This is a genomic window from Brasilonema angustatum (assembly GCF_059505445.1).
Map to the genome: position 1 here is coordinate 16,870 of NZ_JCACKO010000013.1, position 22,206 is coordinate 39,075.

Genomic DNA, 22,206 nt, shown 5'->3' on the forward strand with positions numbered 1-22,206 from the left:
AACAGTACAAAAAGACCAGCCTACCACAGCTGGTCTTTTTAAACATCTTAATTTGTGTTGTCTTCTCAAAACAGTTAACCCCAAGTTGCGCGTTCCCAAAACGCAACGGGATACTTTTCTTAACAATATTGTAACAGTCAGTACAAATTTTTTATGACATTTATCAAAAAAAGATATTTAGGAAGAAAATAAGTTTCCATCTTTAAGAAAAATTCTAAATATGGTATGTAGCCAGAAAATTATTTAAATTTTGAATTAAAAATCAAAAGTTAAATAATTTTTTTGTATTTTGAACAACAAATATACTCGCAACTCACGACTTAGGATTAAGCACCAACGACTGCGGTTGTCCCCAAATAATACGCTCTTGCTTGTAGATAGCAATTCCCGGTTTCGCTCCTTTGGGTTTATAAACATATTTTGGCTGAGTGTAAACAACTGGAACCTGTTCACTTTGACGACCACGACTGTAGTATGCTGTTAAGTTAGCAACATATTGCAAATCAGATTCTTCTGGGACACGACCTGCTTCCAGACGCAGTAACACGTGGCTACCTGGAATCTCTTGAGCATGGAACCATAAATCGTAATCGTTTGCCACACGAAAGCTTAATTGGTCATTTTGGCGGTTATTCCGACCAATTAAAACTTCAAAACCACTGGGAGTGCGATAATGATAAAAGTTCATGCTAGCAGCTTCCGTTGGACTGCGACGGCGATATTCTGAGTCTTCTAAATACCGCTGTTGAATAAGTTCCTCGCGGATTTCTTCAAGAGCTTGTAAATCTTCTGCTGTGTTGTAATTTTCTATCTGCGAAATGGCTGCTTCCACTTGCTCCAAATACTCAATTTCAGCACTGACTTCTGCCAATAAAGGTTCTACAGCAATGCGAGCGCGTTTGAGTTTTTGATGCTGCTTGTAGAGATTTTGGGCATTTTGGACGGCATTTTTATCTGGCTGTAAAGCGATTTTTACTGGTTCGCTAGTTTCAAAATCAGGGATAACAATTTCTGTCATTCCCACTTGCCATAGATGGAGATGCGCCATCAACAAATCAGCATTTTGTCGATATTCATCTGCTTTTTCTGACTGCTGCAAGCGTTGCTCAAAAGTAGCAGCTTTGACTCGTAATTTTTCCAAAAGATTATTCAGTTTTTGACTCAATTGATGGCGCAGTTGGGAAAATATTTGTTGATTGAGTTGATCCGTGTAGTAACGGTTGAGTAACTCTTGGATATTTTTCGCCCTCTTGTGGACACCCCAACCAATCACGGTGTAACCTTGTTGTGTCCAACCAGGTTCAAACTTCTGGCTTTCGACCTTTTGCAGCCATTCTTGCCAACGGTGAAACAACCGTTGCCAGTCATCGAGTTTGAGCGTGTCTGTGGAACTCTCTGGGTTGATGTCTGATACCAACAGCATTGATTGTATCAGTGAAGGAGAAACACCGCGATGGGTTTTGAGCAACTGACGCTTGATTGCTCCTGGTACTAAGCTAACTCGTTCTTGCCAGCGTTCTTGAGATTCACTCAAGCTGGGTGTTGCAGCGGTGAGACTGGGTGGTGTTTCATAAGGCTGTCCTGTCAGAATTGGACGGACACTAGATTGTTGTTGTTTGACTTGATGGGCAACCGTGATAATGCTGTTATTGGCATCGGTGAGAATTACGTTGCTGTACTTGCCCATGATTTCGACGTACAGGTGATACAGGGCGCTTTCTCCTGGACGACGGGCAAATTGCAAATCAACTACACGTTCCCAAGGAGCGATCGCCTCAAGCCCTACCAACGCCAAACCGCCCAACTGGTGCACTAGTTGTTGACTAAAAGTAAAGGTATCTGGTGTTCTTGGTGGTGGTTCACCAATGTGAAGGCGTGCTGCTTGAGGATGCCAAGAAATTTCCAGCCAACCCCGCTGCTTGAGGGTGCGGAGTGCTACGGCAATTGTGTAGCTGTTGCGTTGATAAACCTGCTCTACGCGCGATGGTAGCCAGTGAGCGCGGATGTCGCTACAAACAGCGGTAAGAGTTGTAAAGTCAAATGTTTGCACAACGGTTAGTCGCTGTTATTTAGGTATCGATTGTCAGTATAGCAATCTTAAATCATTCGTGAACAACAAGATACTTCTTAACAGGCAACAGGCAACAGGCAACAGGCAACAGGGGGTAGGTTGGGGAGGACAGTGCCGTGGACGGGTCTGTCTTAACGTTCAAACGTTTATTCCACGCTGATTTAACCCCACCCCTTACCCGAGGGGTAAGGGGTAGGGTTAGACAAAACCGGGGTGGGGTTATGCGAGAATTGTGGGCGACATCATTATCTGGTTGCAGCACAACTACTAGTTGGTGCTGGTGAGGAGCGTTGTGGGCCAGTTTTGGTAGGATCATAAGCTACCAGCACCACCTGACCTTTTTCGTTATATATCCAACCTTGGGCTGGTACTATCTTTTTGACAGTTGGCTGTTGAGATGCTTTCTTTTCTGTTGTACTTGTTGAACTTACCGTAATAGGAACAGGTTCAACTAAATCAACGCGCACATTATCACTACTGAGAATTTTATTGGGGTCAGATGGCAATCCGCCACGTCCTGTGATAGTGAAAGTACTACCAAAACCTTTTATACAGGGATTTAGGGCTATCTGCTGTGCAGGGTCGATCACAGTTTCTGTCAATTCAAATAATCCTTGAGTGGGGTCAATATCTGGGGTGACAATATTAACAGTACCACTCAAGTTTGGATTGTTTTGGGAAATAGCAGTGATGTCACTCGTAGGTAAGTTTTTTGGGTCTAGTTGAGTCGGATCTGTGGTGTTCAAACGTTGCTCAAGTTCTTGCCGACTGAGTGGGGCAATTCCAAAAAGACCTTGAGTTTTAATTGTGACTTTCCCACCGCTACCGTTGACAGCATTGGCAGTGATGTCACTATTTTCTAAGGGAAAAGCAACGATTAATGGGGAATTAATCGTAATGTTGCCGCCATCACCACCAGTATTATTACTACCTGCACTAGCAGAAATCCTGCTACCATTACGTAGTAGGAGTAAGTTAGCAACGTTGAGTTTAAGGTCGCCTCCATTACCAGAGGAACTGGTTGCTGAGAACTTACTTTGATGATCAAGCTTAATGGTGTCAGCCGAAATGTTCAAATTACCAGCATTAGCATTGCCAGAAGATCTAGTAGTTATTTCACTTGTACTACTGGCCAAAGTTAATGGACCTTTAACAGTAATGTTGATGTCTCCAGCATCACCTTTACCAAAAGTAGTTGTAGATATAACTGCTGTAGCTGGTGGAATTTGTAGTAGTTCCAGAGAGTTTGCGTTAATGTTGATGACTCCACCCTTACCTGTGCTACCTTGCTCCGCCTGGCTAAGAATCTCTCCTTTAAGCTGAAAAGAATTTGCTTTGATATTAATTGTTCCAGCGTCACCCGTACCAAAAGTATTGGTTTTTATACCGGCTCCGTTGATCGTAAGAGAGTCTGCGACATTAAAGTTGATTTCTCCAGCTTGACCTGTCTTTGTCGCAGTACTAGAGACACTCGTGCCGTTAATTTGCAAAGAATTTGCATTTATCTTGATTTTGCCAGCATTACCCGCACCAGTGGATTCGGTACTTATAGAACCGGCTATAGTCAATGGACCTTTAACAGTAATGTTGATGTCTCCAGCGTCACCTTTACTAGAAGTGGCTGTAGATATAAGACCTTTGAGTAATCCCAAAGAACCTATGGTAATGTTGATATTTCCACCCCGACCTGTGCTACTTGCCTGCGGCTCGCTTTTAATTTCTCCTTCAAACCGAAAAGAATTTGCATTGATGTTGATTGCGCCAGCATTACCCGTCGTGTCAAAGGTGTTGGTAATTATCCTTGAACCCTTGATGACAAGAGAGTCTGCGACATTAAAGTTGATTTCTCCAGCTTGACCTGTGTTTGTCGCCTTGCTAGAGATATACGTGCCGTCAATCTGCAAAGAATTTGCATTTATCTTGATTTTGCCAGCATTACCCGCACCAGTGGATTCCGCACTTATTGGACGGGCTACAGTCAATGGACCTTTAACAGTAATGTTGATGTCTCCAGCGTTACCTTTACTAGAAGTGGCTGTAGATATAACACCATCGTTACGGAATTCCAAAGAACCTGTGGTAATATTGATTTGTCCACTCCGACCCGTGCTATCTTTTTGAGCTTCGCTTTTAATAACTCCTTCAAGCCCAAAAGAATTTGCACTAATGTTGATGTCTCCGGCTTTACCCTTGTCCCATGTCTGAATGGTTAGAGTACTGCTATCCTTAAACTCGATGTTGTTGGTGGCATCCAGTTTTATTCGTCCACTGTCCCCGGAACTGAAGGTGTTAGAGAAGACGCCAGACCGATTGAAATTTATAGAGTCACCGACAATGCTAATTTCTCCCCCATTTTTCTGGCCAAGCGTATTAGCTAATAAAACTGATTCAGAGTTGAAATTAATAGTCCTACCTTTGATCGCAATAGAACCACTGCCATCTCCTGTGACATTCGCGAACGATTTCTTAGAAAACTCGATGTCTCGAAAACTGGGTGTGCCTTGATACGCTAGTGAAAAACCTTCAGATTGTGCTGGGACGAGATTAACAACCTGGTTGCTGTCAAAACTGCCGATTTCAATACGTCCTCCTTGTGACCTGAGTACACCACGCTCAAGGGAGACATTCCCTCCTACAAGTGCTAAGGTTTTTCCGGGTTCGACTTGCAATCCTGTAACGTTCGGGTCAATATTTTGACGATTTGTAACAGTAAAATCACCAAAGTTAAGTCCGTGCCCTAATCCAGTTACCTGAATCGGTTGAGGATTATCCCGAAACCTCAACCCAATCGGAACATTTATTGTTAACAGTGGCGGTGCTTGCGGGTTAGTGGCGCTAAACTCAAATCCATTGTCAAATAAGAAACTGTGCGCTGTAGTTCCTAAAAAGGAACCACCAATATTCAAACTGGCATTTGGTCCAAAAATAATCCCGGCTGGATTGAGTAAGAATACGTTCGCTGCGCCATTTGCTTTAATCAAACCATCAATATTAGAAATAGAACCACCCGTGACTCGGTTGATAATGTTTTGTATATTGGCTGCATTGTTAAAGTTAGCCGAACCACCTGTGGGTACAGAAAATTCTTTGAAGCTGTGAAAAAGGTTTCCTCCTCTTGTTGTACCATCATTGATGTTGAAGTTTTTACCATCAGGAGTGGTAACTGTGGTGGATACAGTTCCATCTGCAGAAACTTGCGCAACTGCGGTGGTGATAGTCGCAAGAGTTGCTATGGTTGCTAGGGGTAAGGTGAGGAAAAAGAGAATATGATGCACCAGTTTTATTCTCAGCATTTTAGAATTTTTTGATGATGGGGTTAGCTTTGGGGAGCACAGCAATGGTGTGCCCTTATCATCTGGTTTGCAGTTATGCCAATGAAAAGTGATCTAGAAACAGTAAAATATCTCGAAAGAGTAAAATAGTAGATCTTGAGTATTAATACCACGTTTGTAGACTATGTAACCTTTTTGTAGGTTTTTGTTACAAAACGTTGTCATTTTTACAGATTCAATTCTGTATCTCTTGGAATTCTTGAGCAGATTGGATTTGAACTACTTATAACTAACCGTATTGTGCTATAGACCAATATTCTTGAACAACTAAAAATACATAATTCATAAAAATAGAGAAAAAATAAAAAGACTTCATAAAGAAGTCTGATCCTAAACACGTATGTTAAAAATATAAAATGTACGATCGCAAGTTGTGTCTCAACGAGAGATAATCGATATTCGTCGAAGTGTAAGAAGTTAACAATAAAAAGTTTAGTTTTTTAATGTTAACTTCTTACATTTGATATTAACTCGCTAAGATTGCTTCTTTTGGTGTTTCTTCGGGGGAAATTTCCGGTTGTGTTATTTCAGGTTTATCGTCTAACAATTGAGTGTAAAGTTGAGCAAGATCAGATGCAACTCCTTCCCAACTGAACTTTGTTTCAACGCGCTTTCTTGCGGCTTCACCCAACTGGTCTCGCCATTGGGAACTGCTCAGAATTCGGTCAATTGCAGTAGAGAAAGCAGCGACATCTTGTGGTGGTGCAAGTAAACCAGTTTCTTCAGAGACAACTGTAAACTGAAGTCCACCGACATCACTAGCTACCACTGGTGTTCTACTTGCCATAGCTTCAATGGCCACTAGTCCAAATGGTTCGTAGTGACTGGGAACAACACAAATATCAGCAGCCGCGTAGTAATATGGCAGCAGTTCTTGCTCGACACGACCGGGGAAAGTCGTAAAGTCGCTCATCCCTAATTCGGCGACAATACTTTCGATGCGATCGCGTTCGATTCCATCGCTTTGACCTGGGCGGCTACCACCAGCAATCATTAACTGCAGCTTTGAAGAAGGTCCTCGCAACTGAGACTGTCCTACAGCACGCACTAGTGTTTCTATGCCTTTGCGTGGGTCAAAACGTCCTACATACATGACAAGTTTCGCTTCTGGGTCGATTCCCAACTTAGCTCTTGCTGCTTGTCGATCTATACAACCAAACTGTGCGATATCTGTACCGCAGGGAATAATGTCGATGCTTCCTTCTGTGGAAACAAACGATCGCATATGTTCTTTTTCCTGCGGACTTGTTGCAACGATTCGTTCGGCTGTCTCTAACACCTGTTTTTCTACTGCTAGCCTGGTTGCAGCAACCAAAGGAATCACATCAATCGTGTTGTACTTAACAGCTCCTAAGGAGTGGTATGTGTGAACCTGCTTGCTCCCTTGTTTTTCTTTCAACTGCATTCCTACCCAACTAGAAAGCCAGTAGTTTGTATGAACCAAAGGGTATACGAAGCCATTTTCTTGCTGGAATTGGAGAAATTTATCTACAAATTCTGGCAAGTTTGCGAACAAATCGTCTCGCGGTACAAATTCAACAGGGCCAGCTTCCAAGCGAATCGTTCGACAGTTTGGGCTATGTTGAACTATTGTTTCTTGTTGTGCACTCACTTTGCGAGTAAACATATCTACTTGCCATCCAAGCTTGGCTAGTGCTTCTCCTACTTGGCGCACGTAAACGTTTTGTCCTCCAGCCTCTTCTTTCCCAATCTCAACAGCCGGATCACCGTGTACGGAAATTAGGGCGACGCGTTGTTCAGTTCTAGAGTTCATAGTTTGTTGGTGTCTTCTGGTTAAGAGGTACTAAGCAAATTGCGTATGCAACTAGACTTTTACCTTTCGCAAAATTTAATTAATCTTTATTATATTTTAAGATTACAACACTTTTATACATCTGCTACTAGAGGTAATCTTCCTATTTCAGTACTAACACTTAGAATATATATCGCTTGGCTATATTTGTATCTTAATTCTTTCAAGAAACACAGGGGTGTAAGGGTGTAGGGGTGTAGGGGAGCCAGTACTGCAGGAGGGTCTCCCTCCGTAGGTATCTGGCGTGAAAAGAGTGTTTTTTTCATTCGTAGCGGGTGGCACGCCGCCTGTAGGGCTGCTCTTAAGAAAAAAAATATATTTTTTGTCATCAGGATGACATGTATAGGACTCCTGTTTGATTTTTGAAAAAAACTCAGTATACCTTATATTGCTTTTTCTCTGTTAAGCGTTAAGCCTTAAGCGTTAAGCGCCCTAACGAGTTGTTCACCCTATGGCTAACGCCACGCCTTACGGTGAGTCCAGCGCTGCGGGAGGGTCTCCCTCTGCAGCACTGGTCTCACCAAATCAAACCGGATTCCTATATAGAGTTTTATCGATTTAAAGTACCGTATTATTTCATCGAAAATCTTTTCAAATCAAGTATACAAACAGACTTCTTTACTATAAATAGTTGCTTTTTATAATTAACAAAACCTAGCAGGTGGACTAATAAGTTTCCAAGGACAACTTCCCAAGGTAAGAGTCTTATTGAACAAATATGACTTACGAAAACTTGTTAATGATAATTTAAAGTTATTAATAACACTTAATTTTCAGCGATGCGTCTCTTCATGTCTTATTTTTTACTCCGTTAGTCAAGACAAAAAGTTAAAATCAACCATCTGTTAATTTCTAGCTAGGGATATCTCAACAAATGGTAAGTTAATTGACGACATAAGCAATCTGACAAAATGATTCGAGACTTCAATCTCCGGCACACTCTGAAAGATACTGTATGCAATTAGAATTTGTTCCTGTGGAAGAATTTTACTTTGTCCTAACTTTGGCGGTTCGGACTTTGGAAGAATTGGTAAAACCTGGTCTTGTCGAACAAGTGCGATCGCGACTGTTGGTAGAATGTGGACAACCCTCTACTGTCGCTCCTGGTAAACAAAATACTTTCAACTATGTATTCCGTGTACAAGGTGTAGACAATAGCCCTGCTTCTGGACTTGTCGTTTCCATTTCAGATTGGCAAGACAAGCTGCGTCTGAGTAGCGACTATGGATGGACGCTAGATCAAGAACGTAAGCCTATTCGCACACAAAGGTATAGCCAGCGATCAGATTTTTCCCAAGAATTGCGATCGCACTTACAAGTATGGTTACAGCTTCCCATTAATACTTAAGGGATATCTAGATTAAAAATTAAAAATCAAACAAGCTTGACTTTTAATTTTTAATCTTTCCTGGTTTAAGTTTAAGTCGTCGTTTGTGCAGCAAGCATTTGCTTGAGTTTTTCCAACTCATTAGCCCACCTGGGATCTGGACGAATCGCGTCGTCGCTAGTGGCGGCTGTTGGTGTGTTTTCCCGAACACCGCCACCACGACGAGACTTCTTCGAGCTTTTCTCTCTACGGTTGTTTTCTTTTGCTGGAGTTGGACTAGAGTTACTAGTTGTAGGATGACTAATAACTTTAGTTGGTTGCTCCTCGTTATTTTCCTCTCCTTTGGTACGAGGTAATGCTTTTTCGAGTTTGATCGCAGTGTCTTTGAACAACTGACCGTTGTACTTTTCAATAATTTGGTCTGCTTGTTCGTCATTATTGACTGTAAGAAAACCAAAACCACGACACTTGCCGGTTTTTCGGTCTTTAATCAGTTTAGTAGTAACAGCATCGCCTTCTGCTGCAAAAACTGCTTGCAGTTCTTGACGATCTATTTCTTCTTTGGGCAAATTACCTATGTATAGGCGAATGGACATGAACTAAACCTCCACAAGTTGAGTGAAAACGACCAGGCAAAAAACAGTAGCTTGGCTCTGGCTTTCTATAGATACTGTTGACCAATTCTGCCACAAACCAATTTTTCTCTCCGAACTGTTAACCTATACAATACAGTTTTTTACCAGGATAAAGCTTGCTTAATACAAAAGCGTACAATTCTAACAACACCTTTATTCTAGGAATTTTGAATTTTCTTGCGTACTGCTTATAACTCGAAAGTTCTTCTACACTTTATTTTTCCAAACAATTAAACACTCTTCCCTAGATTATCACGCTATTTTACACGCAGCCAGTTCATATTAGACATTTCTGGCAATACCATAATTGCATAGTAGCATCAAATACAGTTTTTCCACAGTTTTATATCATAATAAACAAAAACCAGCCAGTTACTGGCTGATTAACTGCTGTGTTGGGGAGAAAAAAACTATATATCCCAAGTCGCCGCACAGATAAGCAAACTTGGAAGCCAAGCTATATCGGCTGTTGCTGTTAATATAAAGAATAGTAACATTTGATTGAGAATTGTGCCACTTGTGTTTACAAATCGCCGTGCGAAGTTATGAAGTGTAGAGTAAAAAGTCAAATCACTAACCTTTTAAAAAAATCAGGACTTACGCACGAACAACGTAACCATAGTCATTGCGACCTCTGGGAAGCAATCGCAACCCACTGTTTTTAGTAGCGCGTGCGTAAGTCCTAAAAATGTATGCTCCCCAAGCCTTCGTTACAACGGCTAAAACGGTAGACCAAATGGGATGAAGACTGTAGATGGTTGTACCGCTATGAGTTTGCAGAGTGTGGACGTCAATCCAAGGTGTTGTTCCTCGCGCTGCTTTTTAAGAGGATCGCCGCAGGCGGGGGGATCTTATCCGAACCGTATTGGGGATGTACCACATTGTCGTAAGGTGACTTCTCACCTTGTACAATGATGTGACTATTTTCACTGTATGAGACTTTAGGGAATGCCTTATCCAGTAGTATTTTACTAGATATTTTGGTGTTGTTTTTCTCACCGTTGAACACATTAAATGTTCTCTTTTGCATGTAGTAAATCCGGTTTTCGGTTACTTTCATCTGACAAAATCGGTGATAATTTCGCCACCCTCTAACTAGCGGTGCGAGCTTTTCGGCTTTTTCGCTAGAACCAATGTCTGAGCGTCTGACGATGTTCTTTACCTTCTGGCGGAATTTTTGGTAGTTGTCCTCTGAGGGGTAAGTTCTAAATTTTCTGTTACTTTGCACTTTAAAGTGCCAGCCTAGAAAGTCGAAACCATCTGTCGCTGCCGTGATTCTGGTCTTCTGTTCGCTAATTCTCATGCCTCTGGTGGCTAAGAACTCTCTGATTCTTTCAAGTATCTCTTGTGGGTTATCTTTTGGTTGTACGATGATAACCATGTCAGTGGAACAATGGTTTAGTATTTTGCAGCGTAAACGTTTACGAATAGCAGATTTTGCTGATAAAAAGCAATTAGGCGATCGCTTGAGTGCGTTCATTGCTGAGTGGAACCTCGTGGCACATCCTTTTAATTGGAGCAGTAAGTCTGTACTTAAAGTGATAGCGAAATGCCAGGTTGAACATCCTCAAACAGATGCCTCCACCAACCAACCTATTGCTGCATGATTTCCGTACCTCTTTTATGGTGACGCGTACTTAGGGGCTAGAAAATTCTCTGTTTCCCCTACACCCTTACACACGCCCTATGGCTAACGCCACGCCTTACGGCTATCGGGGATGACCTATGCTCTGCGGGCACGCTGCGCATAGGTCACGCTAGCCCCTAAGGGGGCGCTACGCAAACGCGCTCCGCAGTCGCCTAGGTCGGGAGAGCCTTCTACAGCGCTGTCTCACCAGATACCTTTGTCGGGAAACACTATGGCACAAAGTGGCACGCTGCGCGAACAGTACTGGCTCACGCCACATGCACGCCACTTGCTACAACGGGGGGAACCCCCGCAACGCAGTGGCTCCTCAACGCGCTTAACCCGCGCACGGCAGTGGCTCCCCTATACCCCTACACCTCGTTTTTAGTATAAAAATATATTAAAAAGTAATGAGACGGCGGGACAACTATCGTCGCATCCCCCACTGGGGTAAAATTGGTTAATTCAGACAAGTATAGGTAATTTAACAAAGAATGCTTACTTCGGTTGCCCAAAATTTTTCAAATACAATTTTTCCCAACACTGAAGCTAAAATTATCACTACAAATAATACGCTGATCAACGCGGGAGCATGATAGCCCCGAAGTGAATCTATCAATAAATTAAATGACTCATTAAAGGAAAACTTTTATGCAACTATCACCTCAAGAAAAAGATAAACTGCTCATTTTCACGGCGGCTCTAGTAGCAGAAAGACGTAAGGACAAGGGGTTAAAGCTAAATTACCCCGAAGCAGTGGCGTATATATCTGCTGCTATTTTAGAAGGTGCTAGAGAAGGAAAAACTGTGAGTCAATTAATGAGTGAGGGTGGAAAGCTGCTGAAAAAGGATGATGTTATGGATGGAATAGCAGAAATGATCCATGAAGTGCAAGTAGAAGCAACTTTTCCTGACGGAACAAAATTAGTAACAGTACATAATCCGATTCAAGACTAAAATCTCTGAAAAAACACAGGGGTGTAAGGGTGTAAAAGTGTAAGGGTGTAAGGGAAAAAGTGTTTATTTAATCCATAACAAGTGGTGTGCCGTTATAGTGCGCCTCCTCCCAAAAAAAATGCAGAATTTTAGATTATGAGTTGACAGCAAGGGAAATTATAAATGTATACAATTAACAAAGTAGTGATTTATGAAGCTCCTAACTACAAGGGAAATCACAAGGAACTGGGAGAGGGGGAGTATAAGATTTGCGATTTGGGAATTGGTGACAAAAAGCTGAGTTCCTTAACAGTGCCAGCAGGCATGAAAGTCACGATATACGAAGACGAGGAATTTAGGGGTAGGAGTAAAACCTTTACTAGTAATGTAGGTGATCTGAAAAATGTTAAAGTTGAGGGAAAAAACTTTAACAACGAGGCTTCCTCGATTAAAGTCGAAAAAATAACAATGACTCCAGGACAAATAATAGTTACTAAATCAGAACCAATCGAACTCAATGCTGGGCGAGAAATGACCAAAATCCGAGTCAGTAATCAAGGCGATCGCCCAATTCAAGTTGGTTCTCATTTCCACTTTTATGAAGTTAATGACGGCAGTCAAGACAAGAAAGGTCTACAATTTGACCGCCAGAAAGCTTACGGTAAGCGCTTAAATATTCCAGCCGGGACAGCAATCAGATTTGAACCAGGAGATGAAAAAGAAGTCGAGTTAGTCCCATTCGGTGGTAGCCGTGAAATCTATGGTTTTAATGGATTAGTGAATGGGTCTTTAGAGAAACAGAAAAAATGATTGTAAAACGGGTAAGGGCGCAAGCAAGAGCGCCCCTATTGTGCTGTAATTTATTTGTTGGAAGTCGCCATAAGATTCAGACAGCAGATTGAAGCCAAATCTGCTGCAACTTGCTTCCACGTAATCCCAGCATCGTCCGAGAAAAAGACCTGACCGTCACTGGTTCCAAAAGCAGCCAGATTCCCTGATGTAGAAAGAGTTGCCGTGTTGATATTGTGATCGAACCACTCCGGTAGCCCTCGTTCACATTTCTCGAAGGCTCCTGGCTTGTCAAGTGGGTGTCGATAGATGGCTGCTTTGTGACCACTAGGACCTGTAGAAGCTGTCATCAAAATGGTTTCTTCACACACAGCTATGGCTCGTGCGTAAGCAGCATGTAGGTTTTCATGTGAAAAGCTCCAAGAATTCCCTCTGTCTTTACTCACAGCCAGCCCCTTAGCTGTAGCCGCCAACACAAGATCCGGATGAGATGGAACTGTCCGTACTTCATGGACATCTGCATCAACGTCGATAGTGGATTGCCATGACTTACCTTGGTCATCAGAGCGCAAAATGCCTCCAACGTGCACATTCACGTAGAGTTCACCAGATTGACCTATAGCCATCGAACGAACATCTGGAGGACCACCCCACGGCGTATACCACTCATCTCGTCCCTCAGCCGTCTCAAAGCAATTGATGCGATGAGTGCTTCCGTCTGCAATGCGGATGAGATGAGCTTGTGATGTCCCGACTAGAACTGAGCCATTGTAAGGAAGGATGCAGTTCAGCTGTAAATCATCAATTAAAGTTATTTGGTGCCACTCGCCTTCTGGGTTGCGATGCCATACCGAGTTGCGATCAACTATAACCCACAACCCATCCGGACTTGAGGCAAGAGCAGTGATAGAATGACCTTCAAGTTCAACATATTGCCTGGAATCGAGAAACAGCAAGCCATCAGATGTTCCTGCTATTATTAGGGGTTTCTGTATCGTCGCAGAGGCATTGGCAAAATCTGTATCTGTTTGCTTGTGCGAAGTCGGCTCAACCTGCTCGACTATTTGCTGTAGAGTATTATCCATTGTTTGAACCTCCAAACCTCATCGGTGCTGCCACTATGAGCATCTGTTACACTAAATGGCTCACTCCTTCAGCACTTACTTCTTAATCTACTGTAGTGAATTCGTTCAACCCTGAACTCAGTCCTAAGCATGAGGATAAGTATCCATCATTTTGAACAGTGATGTCGTAACGGTCTTATTCAAACAAATCATATTGCCTGTGCTATTGTAGTCTGGATTCGACTTAAGGATTTAGGCTACATAACTAACTGAGTGTATATGTAACAACTAGTGTAGAATAATGTTGACGCGAATTCATAATAAGATATTAACAGTAATGAAAAAAAAAGAGGAGGTGATTTAATTGGCTCGGAGCACAACATCATCTATAACAGAAGTCCCGTTAATTGTAGACACCAAGCAGGAAGCAGAATTACTGTCTCGTCTTCAAGCAGGAAGGCAGCTATATAATGCCTGTTTGAATGAAGCGATGAAGCGGCTAGAACTAGTACGCAACTCCGAGCTATATAGTGCTGCTAGAAAGATTTCTAGAACCAAAAAGAAAGAGCGGAGCGAAGCTTTTAATAAAGCAAGAGAGCAGTACAGATACTCTGAGTATGACTTGCATAGTTTTGCAACGATAAGCAGTAAAAATGCCAAGTGGATAGCTGAAAAAGTTGATTCTACTGCCCAACAAAAATTAGCTACGCGAGCATTCAAAGCAAGTGAACGAGTTATGCTGGGTTTTGCGAAAAACGTAAGGTACAAAGTACCTAGCCGATTTCGTTCAATTGAGGGAAAATCCAATAAGCAAGGTATTCGGTGGAAAGATGATTGTCTGGTATGGGGGAAGCTCATGCTGAAACCAATCATTGATCCAACCAATCAGGTCATTCGACATGGACTAGAATCTCCAGTTAAGTATGTTCGTTTGTTGTGGCGTATCTTGAATGGTAAACGTCATTGGTATTGTCAACTAATCAATGAAGGATTGCCTTACCAGAAACCTCACCAATTTGTTTATGATGGTTTAATTGGTTTAGACTTGAATATCAGTAACATTGCTTTTGTTGGTGATAGCCATGCTGACTTGCTACCTTTTGCGGAAAATGTGCCCACTTTTCAAAAAGAGATAGCAGCACTACAAAGAAAGATGCAGCGTTCTCAACGTGTTAACAACCCAGACAACTTTGAACCAAACTTCAAGGCAAGAAAGGGACGCAAAACCGTTGTTAAAAAAGGTAAAGTAAAGATTGGTAAAAGTCAGTGGAATAAGTCCAGTAATTACCACAAAACTGCTGCCAAGAAGCGTGAATTAGAACGCAGAAAAACCGCGTATGCTAAAACCCAGAATCGCCGCGCTGTTAACGAGATTCTCAGACATGGCAAAGACATCAAAACCAAGAATGTCTCGGTAAAAGGATGGCAGAAAATATATGGAAAAGCCATATCTGCCAAGTCTCCAGGTTTTGTACAATCAGAACTGAAACGTAAAGCTGAAAAAGCTGGCGGTTCGTTCACGAAGTTCTCTACTTCAAAAACCGCGTTAAGCCAAACGCATTTAGACGGCACGCGCATCAAAAAATCACTGTCCCAACGAGTTCACCGCGATGTAACGGGTATTCCAGAGCATCATCGTGATTTGTTTAGCGCGTTTTTGAGTAGGTCAGTCAATCAGGATAAGTTGGTGAGCAGCGCCTTGCGGGGGTTCCCCCCGTTGTGGCGACTGCGAACCCGTAGGGTGCTGCAAGGTGCTCAAGACGAGTATCTAAGGTTGGAACCAGCCTTGTTGGAGGCGCATCAACGACATTTAACCCGCAAACGAGTAGGCAAGTCCGAAAGTAGGTCGTCTGATTCGCCCTTAGAGTGGGTTTCCAACGAGTTACTAACCACTGACCAGATAACCAATAAGGGTCAAAAGTCAGATGGGGATGTGGCGTGATTCTGCGTACCGCGATAGTCGCAGAGGGTTCAATAGCAGTCTCCAAGAGTTCAAGCAGGATAGATTAGCCATGCTAAAGTCAGCAGCTCGACTGGGGATTGGGGGACCAGTAGGAAGCGGAAAAACAGCTCTAATAGAGTCTATAGTCCCAACATTGATGAATCAAGGTATTGAAGTAGCCGTTGTTACCAATGACTTACTTACTACGGAAGATGCAGATCGACTCAAAAGTCGCGGGTTTTTGCCAGCACAAAGGATTATAGGAGTAGAAACGGGTAGCTGTCCACACACAGCAATTCGGGAAGATCCAACGATGAATCTTTTAGCGGTGAAGGATTTTGAGTTACTGATTCCGGAATTAGACTTAATCTTGATTGAAAGTGGTGGTGATAATCTTGCCTCCACTTTTAGCTATGATTTGGTGGATTCCTATATTTTTGTGATTGATGTAGGTGCGGGAGATGATATCCCCCGTAAAAATGGTCCTGGCTTTGTACAAGCTGATTTAGCGGTGGTGAATAAAATTGATATTGCTCCTTATGTTGGTGCTGATTTGGAGTTAATCCGCAAAGAAGCGCCGATATACCGTCGAGGCAAACCTATTGCATATACTAATTGCAAGACGGGAGAAGGATTGGACGAGGTAATCGATTTTATTTTGGAGACAGTTCTGTTTCGCAGTGCTTCCGCAACACATCAAAGAGTTGAGGAACCGCAGATGGACGCCGAAGTAGATGGACGCAGATGAATGCAGATGAGAAGCGCTGTAATTTGGAGTTAAGACTGAAGTGCGTTACGCCTTTAGGCGTCTGCCCTTCGGGCAATCGCTTTGGTCAAACTATTCTCAGCCATCAATACACAGCTTATCCTTTGAGGGTATCTCCGGTATTTTATCTCGATGATGCTGATTTTCAGCGTGCTTATCTCTATGTTATGAGCACATCTCCAGGTTTACTGGCACAAGATAAGTTGAATATATCTTTGCAACTAGCAGATCATACTAGCGTTTATCTTACGGAACAAGCTGCAACTAAAGTTCATTCGATGCCTATAGCAGGCTCAAAAGCGACAACCAATTATGAAATTGAAATTGGGGAAGGAGCAACGTTAGAATTTGTCCCAGAACCATTAATTTTGTTTGCTGATGCAAGTTTGGAGCAAACTATAAATATTAAGATTCATCCGACTGGAAGATTATTTTTGAGTGAAATGATTCTACCTGGAAGGTTGGCAAGGGGAGAATTTTACCAGTTTCAATACTACTTCAGCCGCCTGCAAGTGACTTCTACTTGTGGAGAGCTATGGTTTACTGATGCGATGCGCTTAGAAGGAAAGCGAAATCCCTTTACTAAAACTAACCTCTTTGCCTCTTCACCTGTCCTTGGTAATGTGATTATAGTTTTACCTGAAACAAATCTGGAATTATTAAGTAAAAGTGTAGAAGACTTAGAAGCAGCTAACTGCTCCGGTCTGACTGTAGCAAGCTCAATCTTACCCCGAAACAAGGGTCTGTTGATTAGAGCTATGGCTAGTGGAACTCACGAACTCAAAAATTATTTAAAATACGCCTTAAACTGTGTGCGTAGCTCGATTCATCAACCTTCTTTACCCAATGATTTATGACTGAGTTAGCAGAAATTTACCTGGGCAATTCAAAAGAAAATGTCAGCTTATCTGAACGAATAGAAAAAGCTCGTGTTTCAGCACTTTGCTTGGAAGTTCATATTAGTCAAACTGATAGCCACAAAGGTCGAATTCACGCTCACACTACCACTGGTGTGGCTGTAGGAATCGTGAAAAGTCGAGATTGGGCATTGCGGGAAGGAGATGTTTTAGAAACGGAAGAAGGTAAACTAGTGCTGATTCATCTGCAAGAGCAAAAAGTCATGGTACTTAGTTTTACTAAGCCAGTTACTGAGCATGCTATTGAATTAATTCATCTGGGTCATGTCTTGGGTAATCACCATTGGCCTATTATCGTACAAGATGGTAAACTCTACGTTCAACTAGCAGCAGATATGGAAGTTATGGAATCAACTGTTCGGGATTTTCAGATTCCTGGCTTACAGATTAACTACGAATTGCGTTCGCGAAGCGGCTCCAGAGGAGCATCGCCCCAACAACATCTCGACTTTTCTCCACACACTCATCACGATCACGGCTCATGAGTTTACCTGCATCTGCGTTCGCGAAGGGGCTCCAGAGGAGCATCGCCCAACAACTCGCCTTAATGCAGTTGTCTGATTCTTTCTTCCCCTCTGGCTCTTTTACTTTATCTCACGGGTTAGAATCCTTAGTCCAAGAAAATCAACTGCGTGGATCAGAAGATTTGCAAACTTTTTTGCGGCTATTATTGCGTAATAAGGTAGGAGTTACAGATACAGTAGCGCTGATTCATGCTTACCGGGGAAGTTCGATCGCTGATTTAGAAGCAGTACGAGCTGCAGATGCTCGACTATTTGCTCAAACCCTAGTCGAGAAAACGCGCGAAACCCAGCGCAAAAGCGGACGGGCGTTGCTCATGGTTGCCAGTTTGACTTGGGAAGATTCTCAATTAGAGATTTTAAATCAAGATGCTGCCAAAGGTAAAATTCATTGCTTGCATCCAGTTGTCTTTGCTGTAGTTGGTAGAGCAGCTCTTTTGAGTGAACAGGATACAGTGCTGGGTTTTTTGCATAGCTTCGTGACTGGGTTGTTGGGGGCTGCGATCCGTTTGAGTGTTGTGGGACATTTGCAAGCACAACGAGTTTTGCTTCAGTTAGCACCAGAAATTGAGACAGCTTACCAAACTGCTGCATCAATGAGTCTGGAGGAAATGTGGTCTTGTACTCCTACTATAGATATTGCCCAAATGCGGCATCAAAAACTGGCTCAGAGATTATTTGCCAGTTAATTGTTCTTAATATTAAGGCTTACGCAAGAACTCTCTAAAATTCTTATTTCTTTGTGTCCTTTGCGGTTCGTTTATTGTTTCAAATTTTCAAATCACGATTTTTAACTTGATGTAGGGTTCAGCGCAACGCAACCCAACAAAACCAAGTGGATGTTGGGTTTCGTTCCTCAACCCAACCTACTAGCTATTATTTCCGAACCGCCAGAAGAATAACTATTTTTGAACCGCAGAGGCGCAGAGGACACAGAGAGAGGAGTAATGTAGAGATTACGTTTCTACACATCACTAGAAAGATATTAAACATGAGTTATTTTATGAACCGACGGGAATATACCAATACTTTTGGTCCTACGATTGGCGATCGCATTCGTCTTGCTGATACGGATTTGTTCATTGAAGTGGAACAAGACTACACAACCTATGGTGGTACGGTTTACGGCGAAGAGGTTAAATTCGGTGGTGGTAAGGTGATTCGGGATGGTATGGGACAATCCCCGATTTCAAATGCTGATGGTGCAGTAGATGTGGTGATCACCAACGCCTTGATTCTTGATTGGTCAGGCATTATTAAAGCAGATGTTGGCATTAAAGACGGGAAGATTTTTAAAATTGGTAAAGCAGGCAATCCCTACACACAAGACAATATAGATATTATTATTGGTCCTGGTACGGAAGCGATCGCAGGAGAAGGCAAAATTCTGACTGCTGGGGCGATTGATACCCACATTCACTTTATCTGTCCTCAGCAAATTGAAACTGCGATCGCCTCTGGTACGACTACTTTAATTGGGGGTGGTACTGGTTCTGCTACGGGTACTCTCGCGACGACTTGTACCCCTGGTCCTTGGAATATTTACCGCATGCTACAAGCGGCTGATGGTTTCCCTGTCAATGTTGGTTTCTTAGGCAAAGGTAATACTAGCAAACCTGAAGGATTGATAGAGCAAGTTGCTGCGGGAGTTATGGGTTTAAAGCTGCATGAAGATTGGGGAACCACCGCAAATGCGATTGATACTTGTCTTTCGGTTGCAGATGAATACGACGTACAAGTCGCAATTCACACCGACTCCCTGAATGAAGCAGGATTTGTGGAAAATACCATTGCTGCTTTTAAAAACCGTGTGATTCACACTTTCCATACAGAAGGTGCAGGTGGTGGTCATGCGCCTGATATTCTGAAAGTCTGTAGTCTAGCTAATGTTTTGCCCGCTTCTACTAATCCCACTCGTCCCTACACCATCAATACTTTTGATGAACATCTTGATATGTTGATGGTATGTCATCACCTCGATAAAAACATTCGTGAAGATGTCAAATTTGCCGAATCGAGAATTCGCAAGGAAACGATTGCGGCTGAGGACATTTTGCATGATATGGGGATTATCAGCATTATGTCTTCCGATTCTCAAGCAATGGGAAGGGTAGGGGAAGTGATTACTCGCACCTGGCAAACTGCCCATAAGATGAAAGTACAGAAGGGATTATTACCGAATCCTGGTCATCCTCACCAAACCCATGATAATTTTAGGGCAAAACGCTACATCGCCAAATACACCATTAACCCTGCGATCGCTCACGGCGTTGCAGATCATATAGGTTCCGTTGAAGAAGGAAAGCTAGCAGATTTGTGTTTGTGGAAGCCAGCATTTTTTGGCGTCAAACCAGAGACTGTGATCAAAGGAGGAATGATCGCTTACTCACAAATGGGCGATCCTAATGCTAGTATCTCCACCCCCGAACCAGTTCATATGCGTCCGATGTTTGGTAGCTTTGGCGGTGCAATGGCAGAAACTTCTATAACTTTCGTTTCCAACGAAGCCTTGAAACAGGGTATACCCGAAAAACTTGGTTTAAAAACTCGAACAGTCGCAGTTTCCAAAACACGTGAGTTGAAAAAAGCAGATTTGAAGCTCAACGATGCTACCCCACAAATAGAGGTTGATCCAGAAACTTTCGATGTGAGGGTAGATGGGAAGTTGTTAACTTGTGAACCTGCTAGCTCTTTACCTATGACACAACGTTATTTCTTGTTTTAATTAGAAATTAAGCTTTTTGTTGATTCCAGTGTCAAGGATTCGGGCAGTGCCAGTGGATCGTAACCTAGCTGCTGGGTAATGCGTTCTCTCGCTAAAACACGGTACTCCCAGAAATGTTCCCCAGCAGCACACAAGCCCAGATACATATTAAGAACTTGAGGTTTAGTACGTAGGATTGTCCACAGTTGTTGCCAAAATTGCACCCGGATTTCAGAGCGTTGCCAACCTTGATGCCAAATTAATTGTGCTACTAGTCGCAGTCCCTTGCCCGCAGGGAAGCGCATGGTCTGCCTTTTCTCTGGAGGCTGCCCAATGTTGAGGCATTGTTGAAAGCAGCGTCTGAGATAGTTAGCTGGTTCGTACAACGTCCAGAAACCTTGTACATACTCTCTACCAATCTCGCTGAGTGGTCGGGTAGGTTTGAAGTTCATCAAAGTATTTTGGTCTCCCACCTCTACGCCTCCGATACCTTCTAATAAACGTTGCTCTGCTTTCAGGCGATTCCAGAGAGCGGTATTGGGCAACGCTTGTAGTATCCCAAGCATCGGTTGAGGAATACTGGTTTGTTCAACAAAAGTTTGAATCCTCTCGCCAGCGCCAGAGCGTTCTCCATCAAAGCCGAGAATAAATCCGGCATAAATCAGTAATCCGGCTGAGTTAATCTGGCGACAGGCTTCTAACAGTGAATTGCGGGTATTTTGAAACTTCTGAGTGACTTTGAGGCTATCTTGGTCTGGGGTTTCAATGCCGAGAAAGACAGCGTTGAAACCAGCTTCTACCATTAGATGCAGCAGTTCCGCATCTTCTGCCAGATTGACAGAAGCTTCAGTGATGAAAGTGAAGGGATAGTTGCGCTCTTTCATCCAAGGAATCAATGAAACCAGAAACCGTTTGACATTACGCTGGTTTCCAATAAAGTTGTCATCGACAATAAAAAGTGGTCCTCTCCAGCCTAAGTCATAGAGGGTTTGCAACTCTGCTAAGGTTTGACTCGGTTCCTTAGTACGCGGTTTGCGACCATAAAGAGTGATAATGTCACAGAATTCGCAGTTGAAGGGACAGCCCCGAGAAAACTGAATCGCCATCATGAAGTAGGCATCTAGCTTCAACAGGTCGAAGCGGGGAATGGGGCTTTTTGTAACGTCAGGTTTGTCACTAGCGCGAAAGATTCCTTGGTCTTTACCTTGGGCAAGTGCTTCCAGAAATTGCGGGATAGTGAGCTCTCCCTCATCCAATACCAAGTAATGAGCTCCAGAAGCAAGAGAATCTTGAGGAATCGACGTTGGATAAGGACCACCCACTACCACCTTCTTGCCCAATCGCACAGCTTTTTGAATCAGGGCGTGGAAGTCAGGTTTTTGAACCAACATTGCAGACAGAATAACCATGTCACACCACTGCCAATCATCATCTGTTTCTGGGTTGACATTACGGTCAAAAAATCTAATTTCCCAATCCTTTGGTAACAATGCGGCAATTGTAATAATTCCCAATGGAGGAATGAAAGCTTTAAGTCCAGCTATTTTTAGAAATCGGTCATAAGACCAAAAAGACTGGGGAAAACAAGGGTAGAGTAACAGCGTTTTCATTCGCTCAGTCCTCAAATTAATTACTTGTTTCTGATGCGGAATTTACTTATCTCTGCTTTAGCATTTATTAGCTAGTTACTAAAGGAAAAAAGCAAATTCTGCAACAATTATTTGCAATGTGTCCGAACTGAGTGGAGCCAACTTGAAGGGGG

General features: G+C 42.8%; 17 protein-coding genes. 10 read left to right on the forward strand and 7 right to left on the reverse strand.

The features are described from left to right. Positions 1 to 313 precede the first annotated feature (313 nt). From AC5JM2_RS03275 to AC5JM2_RS03285, 3 genes are all read right to left on the reverse strand, one after another. The gene (locus tag AC5JM2_RS03275; RefSeq protein ID WP_495833482.1) at positions 314 to 2,050 is read right to left on the reverse strand and encodes an Rqc2 family fibronectin-binding protein; all 1,737 of its coding nucleotides are present in this window, start codon (positions 2,048 to 2,050) and stop codon (positions 314 to 316) included. 266 nt (positions 2,051 to 2,316) lie between these two features. Then, entirely contained in the window at positions 2,317 to 5,364 is a 3,048-nt protein-coding gene (locus tag AC5JM2_RS03280) for a two-partner secretion domain-containing protein (RefSeq protein WP_495833483.1), read from the reverse strand. A gap of 505 nt (positions 5,365 to 5,869) precedes the next feature. Next, positions 5,870 to 7,177: a glycosyltransferase family 4 protein gene (locus AC5JM2_RS03285; protein WP_495833484.1), complete on the reverse strand. Its 1,308-nt coding sequence runs from the start codon at positions 7,175 to 7,177 to the stop codon at positions 5,870 to 5,872. A 994-nt stretch (positions 7,178 to 8,171) separates the two neighbouring features. Between AC5JM2_RS03285 and AC5JM2_RS03290 the strand changes: the two genes are divergently transcribed. Next, on the forward strand, positions 8,172 to 8,564 hold the full coding sequence (locus AC5JM2_RS03290; RefSeq protein ID WP_495833485.1) for a hypothetical protein: 393 nt from the start codon (positions 8,172 to 8,174) through the stop codon (positions 8,562 to 8,564). Positions 8,565 to 8,635: 71 nt separating this feature from the next. Here the strand turns inward: AC5JM2_RS03290 and AC5JM2_RS03295 are convergent, their stop codons facing one another. Both AC5JM2_RS03295 and AC5JM2_RS03300 read right to left on the reverse strand, forming a co-directional pair. Next, positions 8,636 to 9,139, reverse strand: a complete 504-nt coding sequence (locus AC5JM2_RS03295; RefSeq protein WP_495833486.1) for an RNA recognition motif domain-containing protein — start codon at positions 9,137 to 9,139, stop codon at positions 8,636 to 8,638. Positions 9,140 to 9,968: 829 nt separating this feature from the next. Continuing rightward, complete coding sequence (locus AC5JM2_RS03300; RefSeq protein ID WP_495833487.1) at positions 9,969 to 10,658, reverse strand: group II intron maturase-specific domain-containing protein; 690 nt, start codon at positions 10,656 to 10,658, stop codon at positions 9,969 to 9,971. On the opposite strand from AC5JM2_RS03300, the gene AC5JM2_RS03305 reads away from it, so the two are divergent. From AC5JM2_RS03305 to AC5JM2_RS03315, 3 genes are all read left to right on the forward strand, one after another. Continuing rightward, complete coding sequence (locus tag AC5JM2_RS03305; protein WP_495833526.1) at positions 10,558 to 10,785, forward strand: hypothetical protein; 228 nt, start codon at positions 10,558 to 10,560, stop codon at positions 10,783 to 10,785. The two genes, AC5JM2_RS03300 and AC5JM2_RS03305, sit on opposite strands and share 101 nt — an antisense overlap. Positions 10,786 to 11,456: 671 nt before the next feature. Beyond that, positions 11,457 to 11,762 (forward strand): urease subunit gamma, encoded by a 306-nt coding sequence (gene ureA, locus AC5JM2_RS03310; RefSeq protein WP_495833488.1) that lies wholly within the window; start codon positions 11,457 to 11,459, stop codon positions 11,760 to 11,762. Between the two features lie 447 nt (positions 11,763 to 12,209). Then, positions 12,210 to 12,551, forward strand: coding sequence for an urease subunit beta (locus tag AC5JM2_RS03315; RefSeq protein ID WP_495833524.1), 342 nt, complete (start codon positions 12,210 to 12,212; stop codon positions 12,549 to 12,551). A 50-nt stretch (positions 12,552 to 12,601) separates the two neighbouring features. On the opposite strand, the gene AC5JM2_RS03320 is transcribed toward AC5JM2_RS03315, so the two are convergent. Then, positions 12,602 to 13,615 (reverse strand): WD40/YVTN/BNR-like repeat-containing protein, encoded by a 1,014-nt coding sequence (locus AC5JM2_RS03320; RefSeq protein WP_495833489.1) that lies wholly within the window; start codon positions 13,613 to 13,615, stop codon positions 12,602 to 12,604. Positions 13,616 to 13,958: 343 nt separating this feature from the next. Between AC5JM2_RS03320 and AC5JM2_RS03325 the strand changes: the two genes are divergently transcribed. The 6 genes from AC5JM2_RS03325 to ureC all read left to right on the forward strand — a co-directional run bounded on the left by AC5JM2_RS03325 (position 13,959) and on the right by ureC (position 20,465). Continuing rightward, positions 13,959 to 15,536: a nuclease/transposase family protein gene (locus AC5JM2_RS03325; RefSeq protein WP_495833490.1), complete on the forward strand. Its 1,578-nt coding sequence runs from the start codon at positions 13,959 to 13,961 to the stop codon at positions 15,534 to 15,536. 70 nt (positions 15,537 to 15,606) lie between these two features. Further along, a complete protein-coding gene (ureG, locus tag AC5JM2_RS03330) occupies positions 15,607 to 16,284 on the forward strand; it encodes an urease accessory protein UreG (protein WP_495833491.1) in 678 nt (225 codons plus the stop codon). Beyond that, on the forward strand, positions 16,281 to 17,159 hold the full coding sequence (locus AC5JM2_RS03335) for an urease accessory protein UreD (protein ID WP_495833492.1): 879 nt from the start codon (positions 16,281 to 16,283) through the stop codon (positions 17,157 to 17,159). Before ureG ends, AC5JM2_RS03335 begins: the two co-directional genes overlap by 4 nt. Next, entirely contained in the window at positions 17,156 to 17,704 is a 549-nt protein-coding gene (locus AC5JM2_RS03340; RefSeq protein WP_495833493.1) for an urease accessory protein UreE, read from the forward strand. Before AC5JM2_RS03335 ends, AC5JM2_RS03340 begins: the two co-directional genes overlap by 4 nt. Next, on the forward strand, positions 17,701 to 18,429 hold the full coding sequence (locus AC5JM2_RS03345; protein WP_495833494.1) for an urease accessory protein UreF: 729 nt from the start codon (positions 17,701 to 17,703) through the stop codon (positions 18,427 to 18,429). Before AC5JM2_RS03340 ends, AC5JM2_RS03345 begins: the two co-directional genes overlap by 4 nt. A 302-nt stretch (positions 18,430 to 18,731) precedes the next feature. Next, positions 18,732 to 20,465, forward strand: coding sequence for an urease subunit alpha (gene ureC / locus AC5JM2_RS03350; RefSeq protein ID WP_495833495.1), 1,734 nt, complete (start codon positions 18,732 to 18,734; stop codon positions 20,463 to 20,465). On the opposite strand, the gene AC5JM2_RS03355 is transcribed toward ureC, so the two are convergent. Then, complete coding sequence (locus AC5JM2_RS03355) at positions 20,462 to 22,054, reverse strand: B12-binding domain-containing radical SAM protein (RefSeq protein WP_495833496.1); 1,593 nt, start codon at positions 22,052 to 22,054, stop codon at positions 20,462 to 20,464. The genes ureC and AC5JM2_RS03355 overlap by 4 nt on opposite strands. Between the last annotated feature and the right edge of the window lie 152 nt (positions 22,055 to 22,206).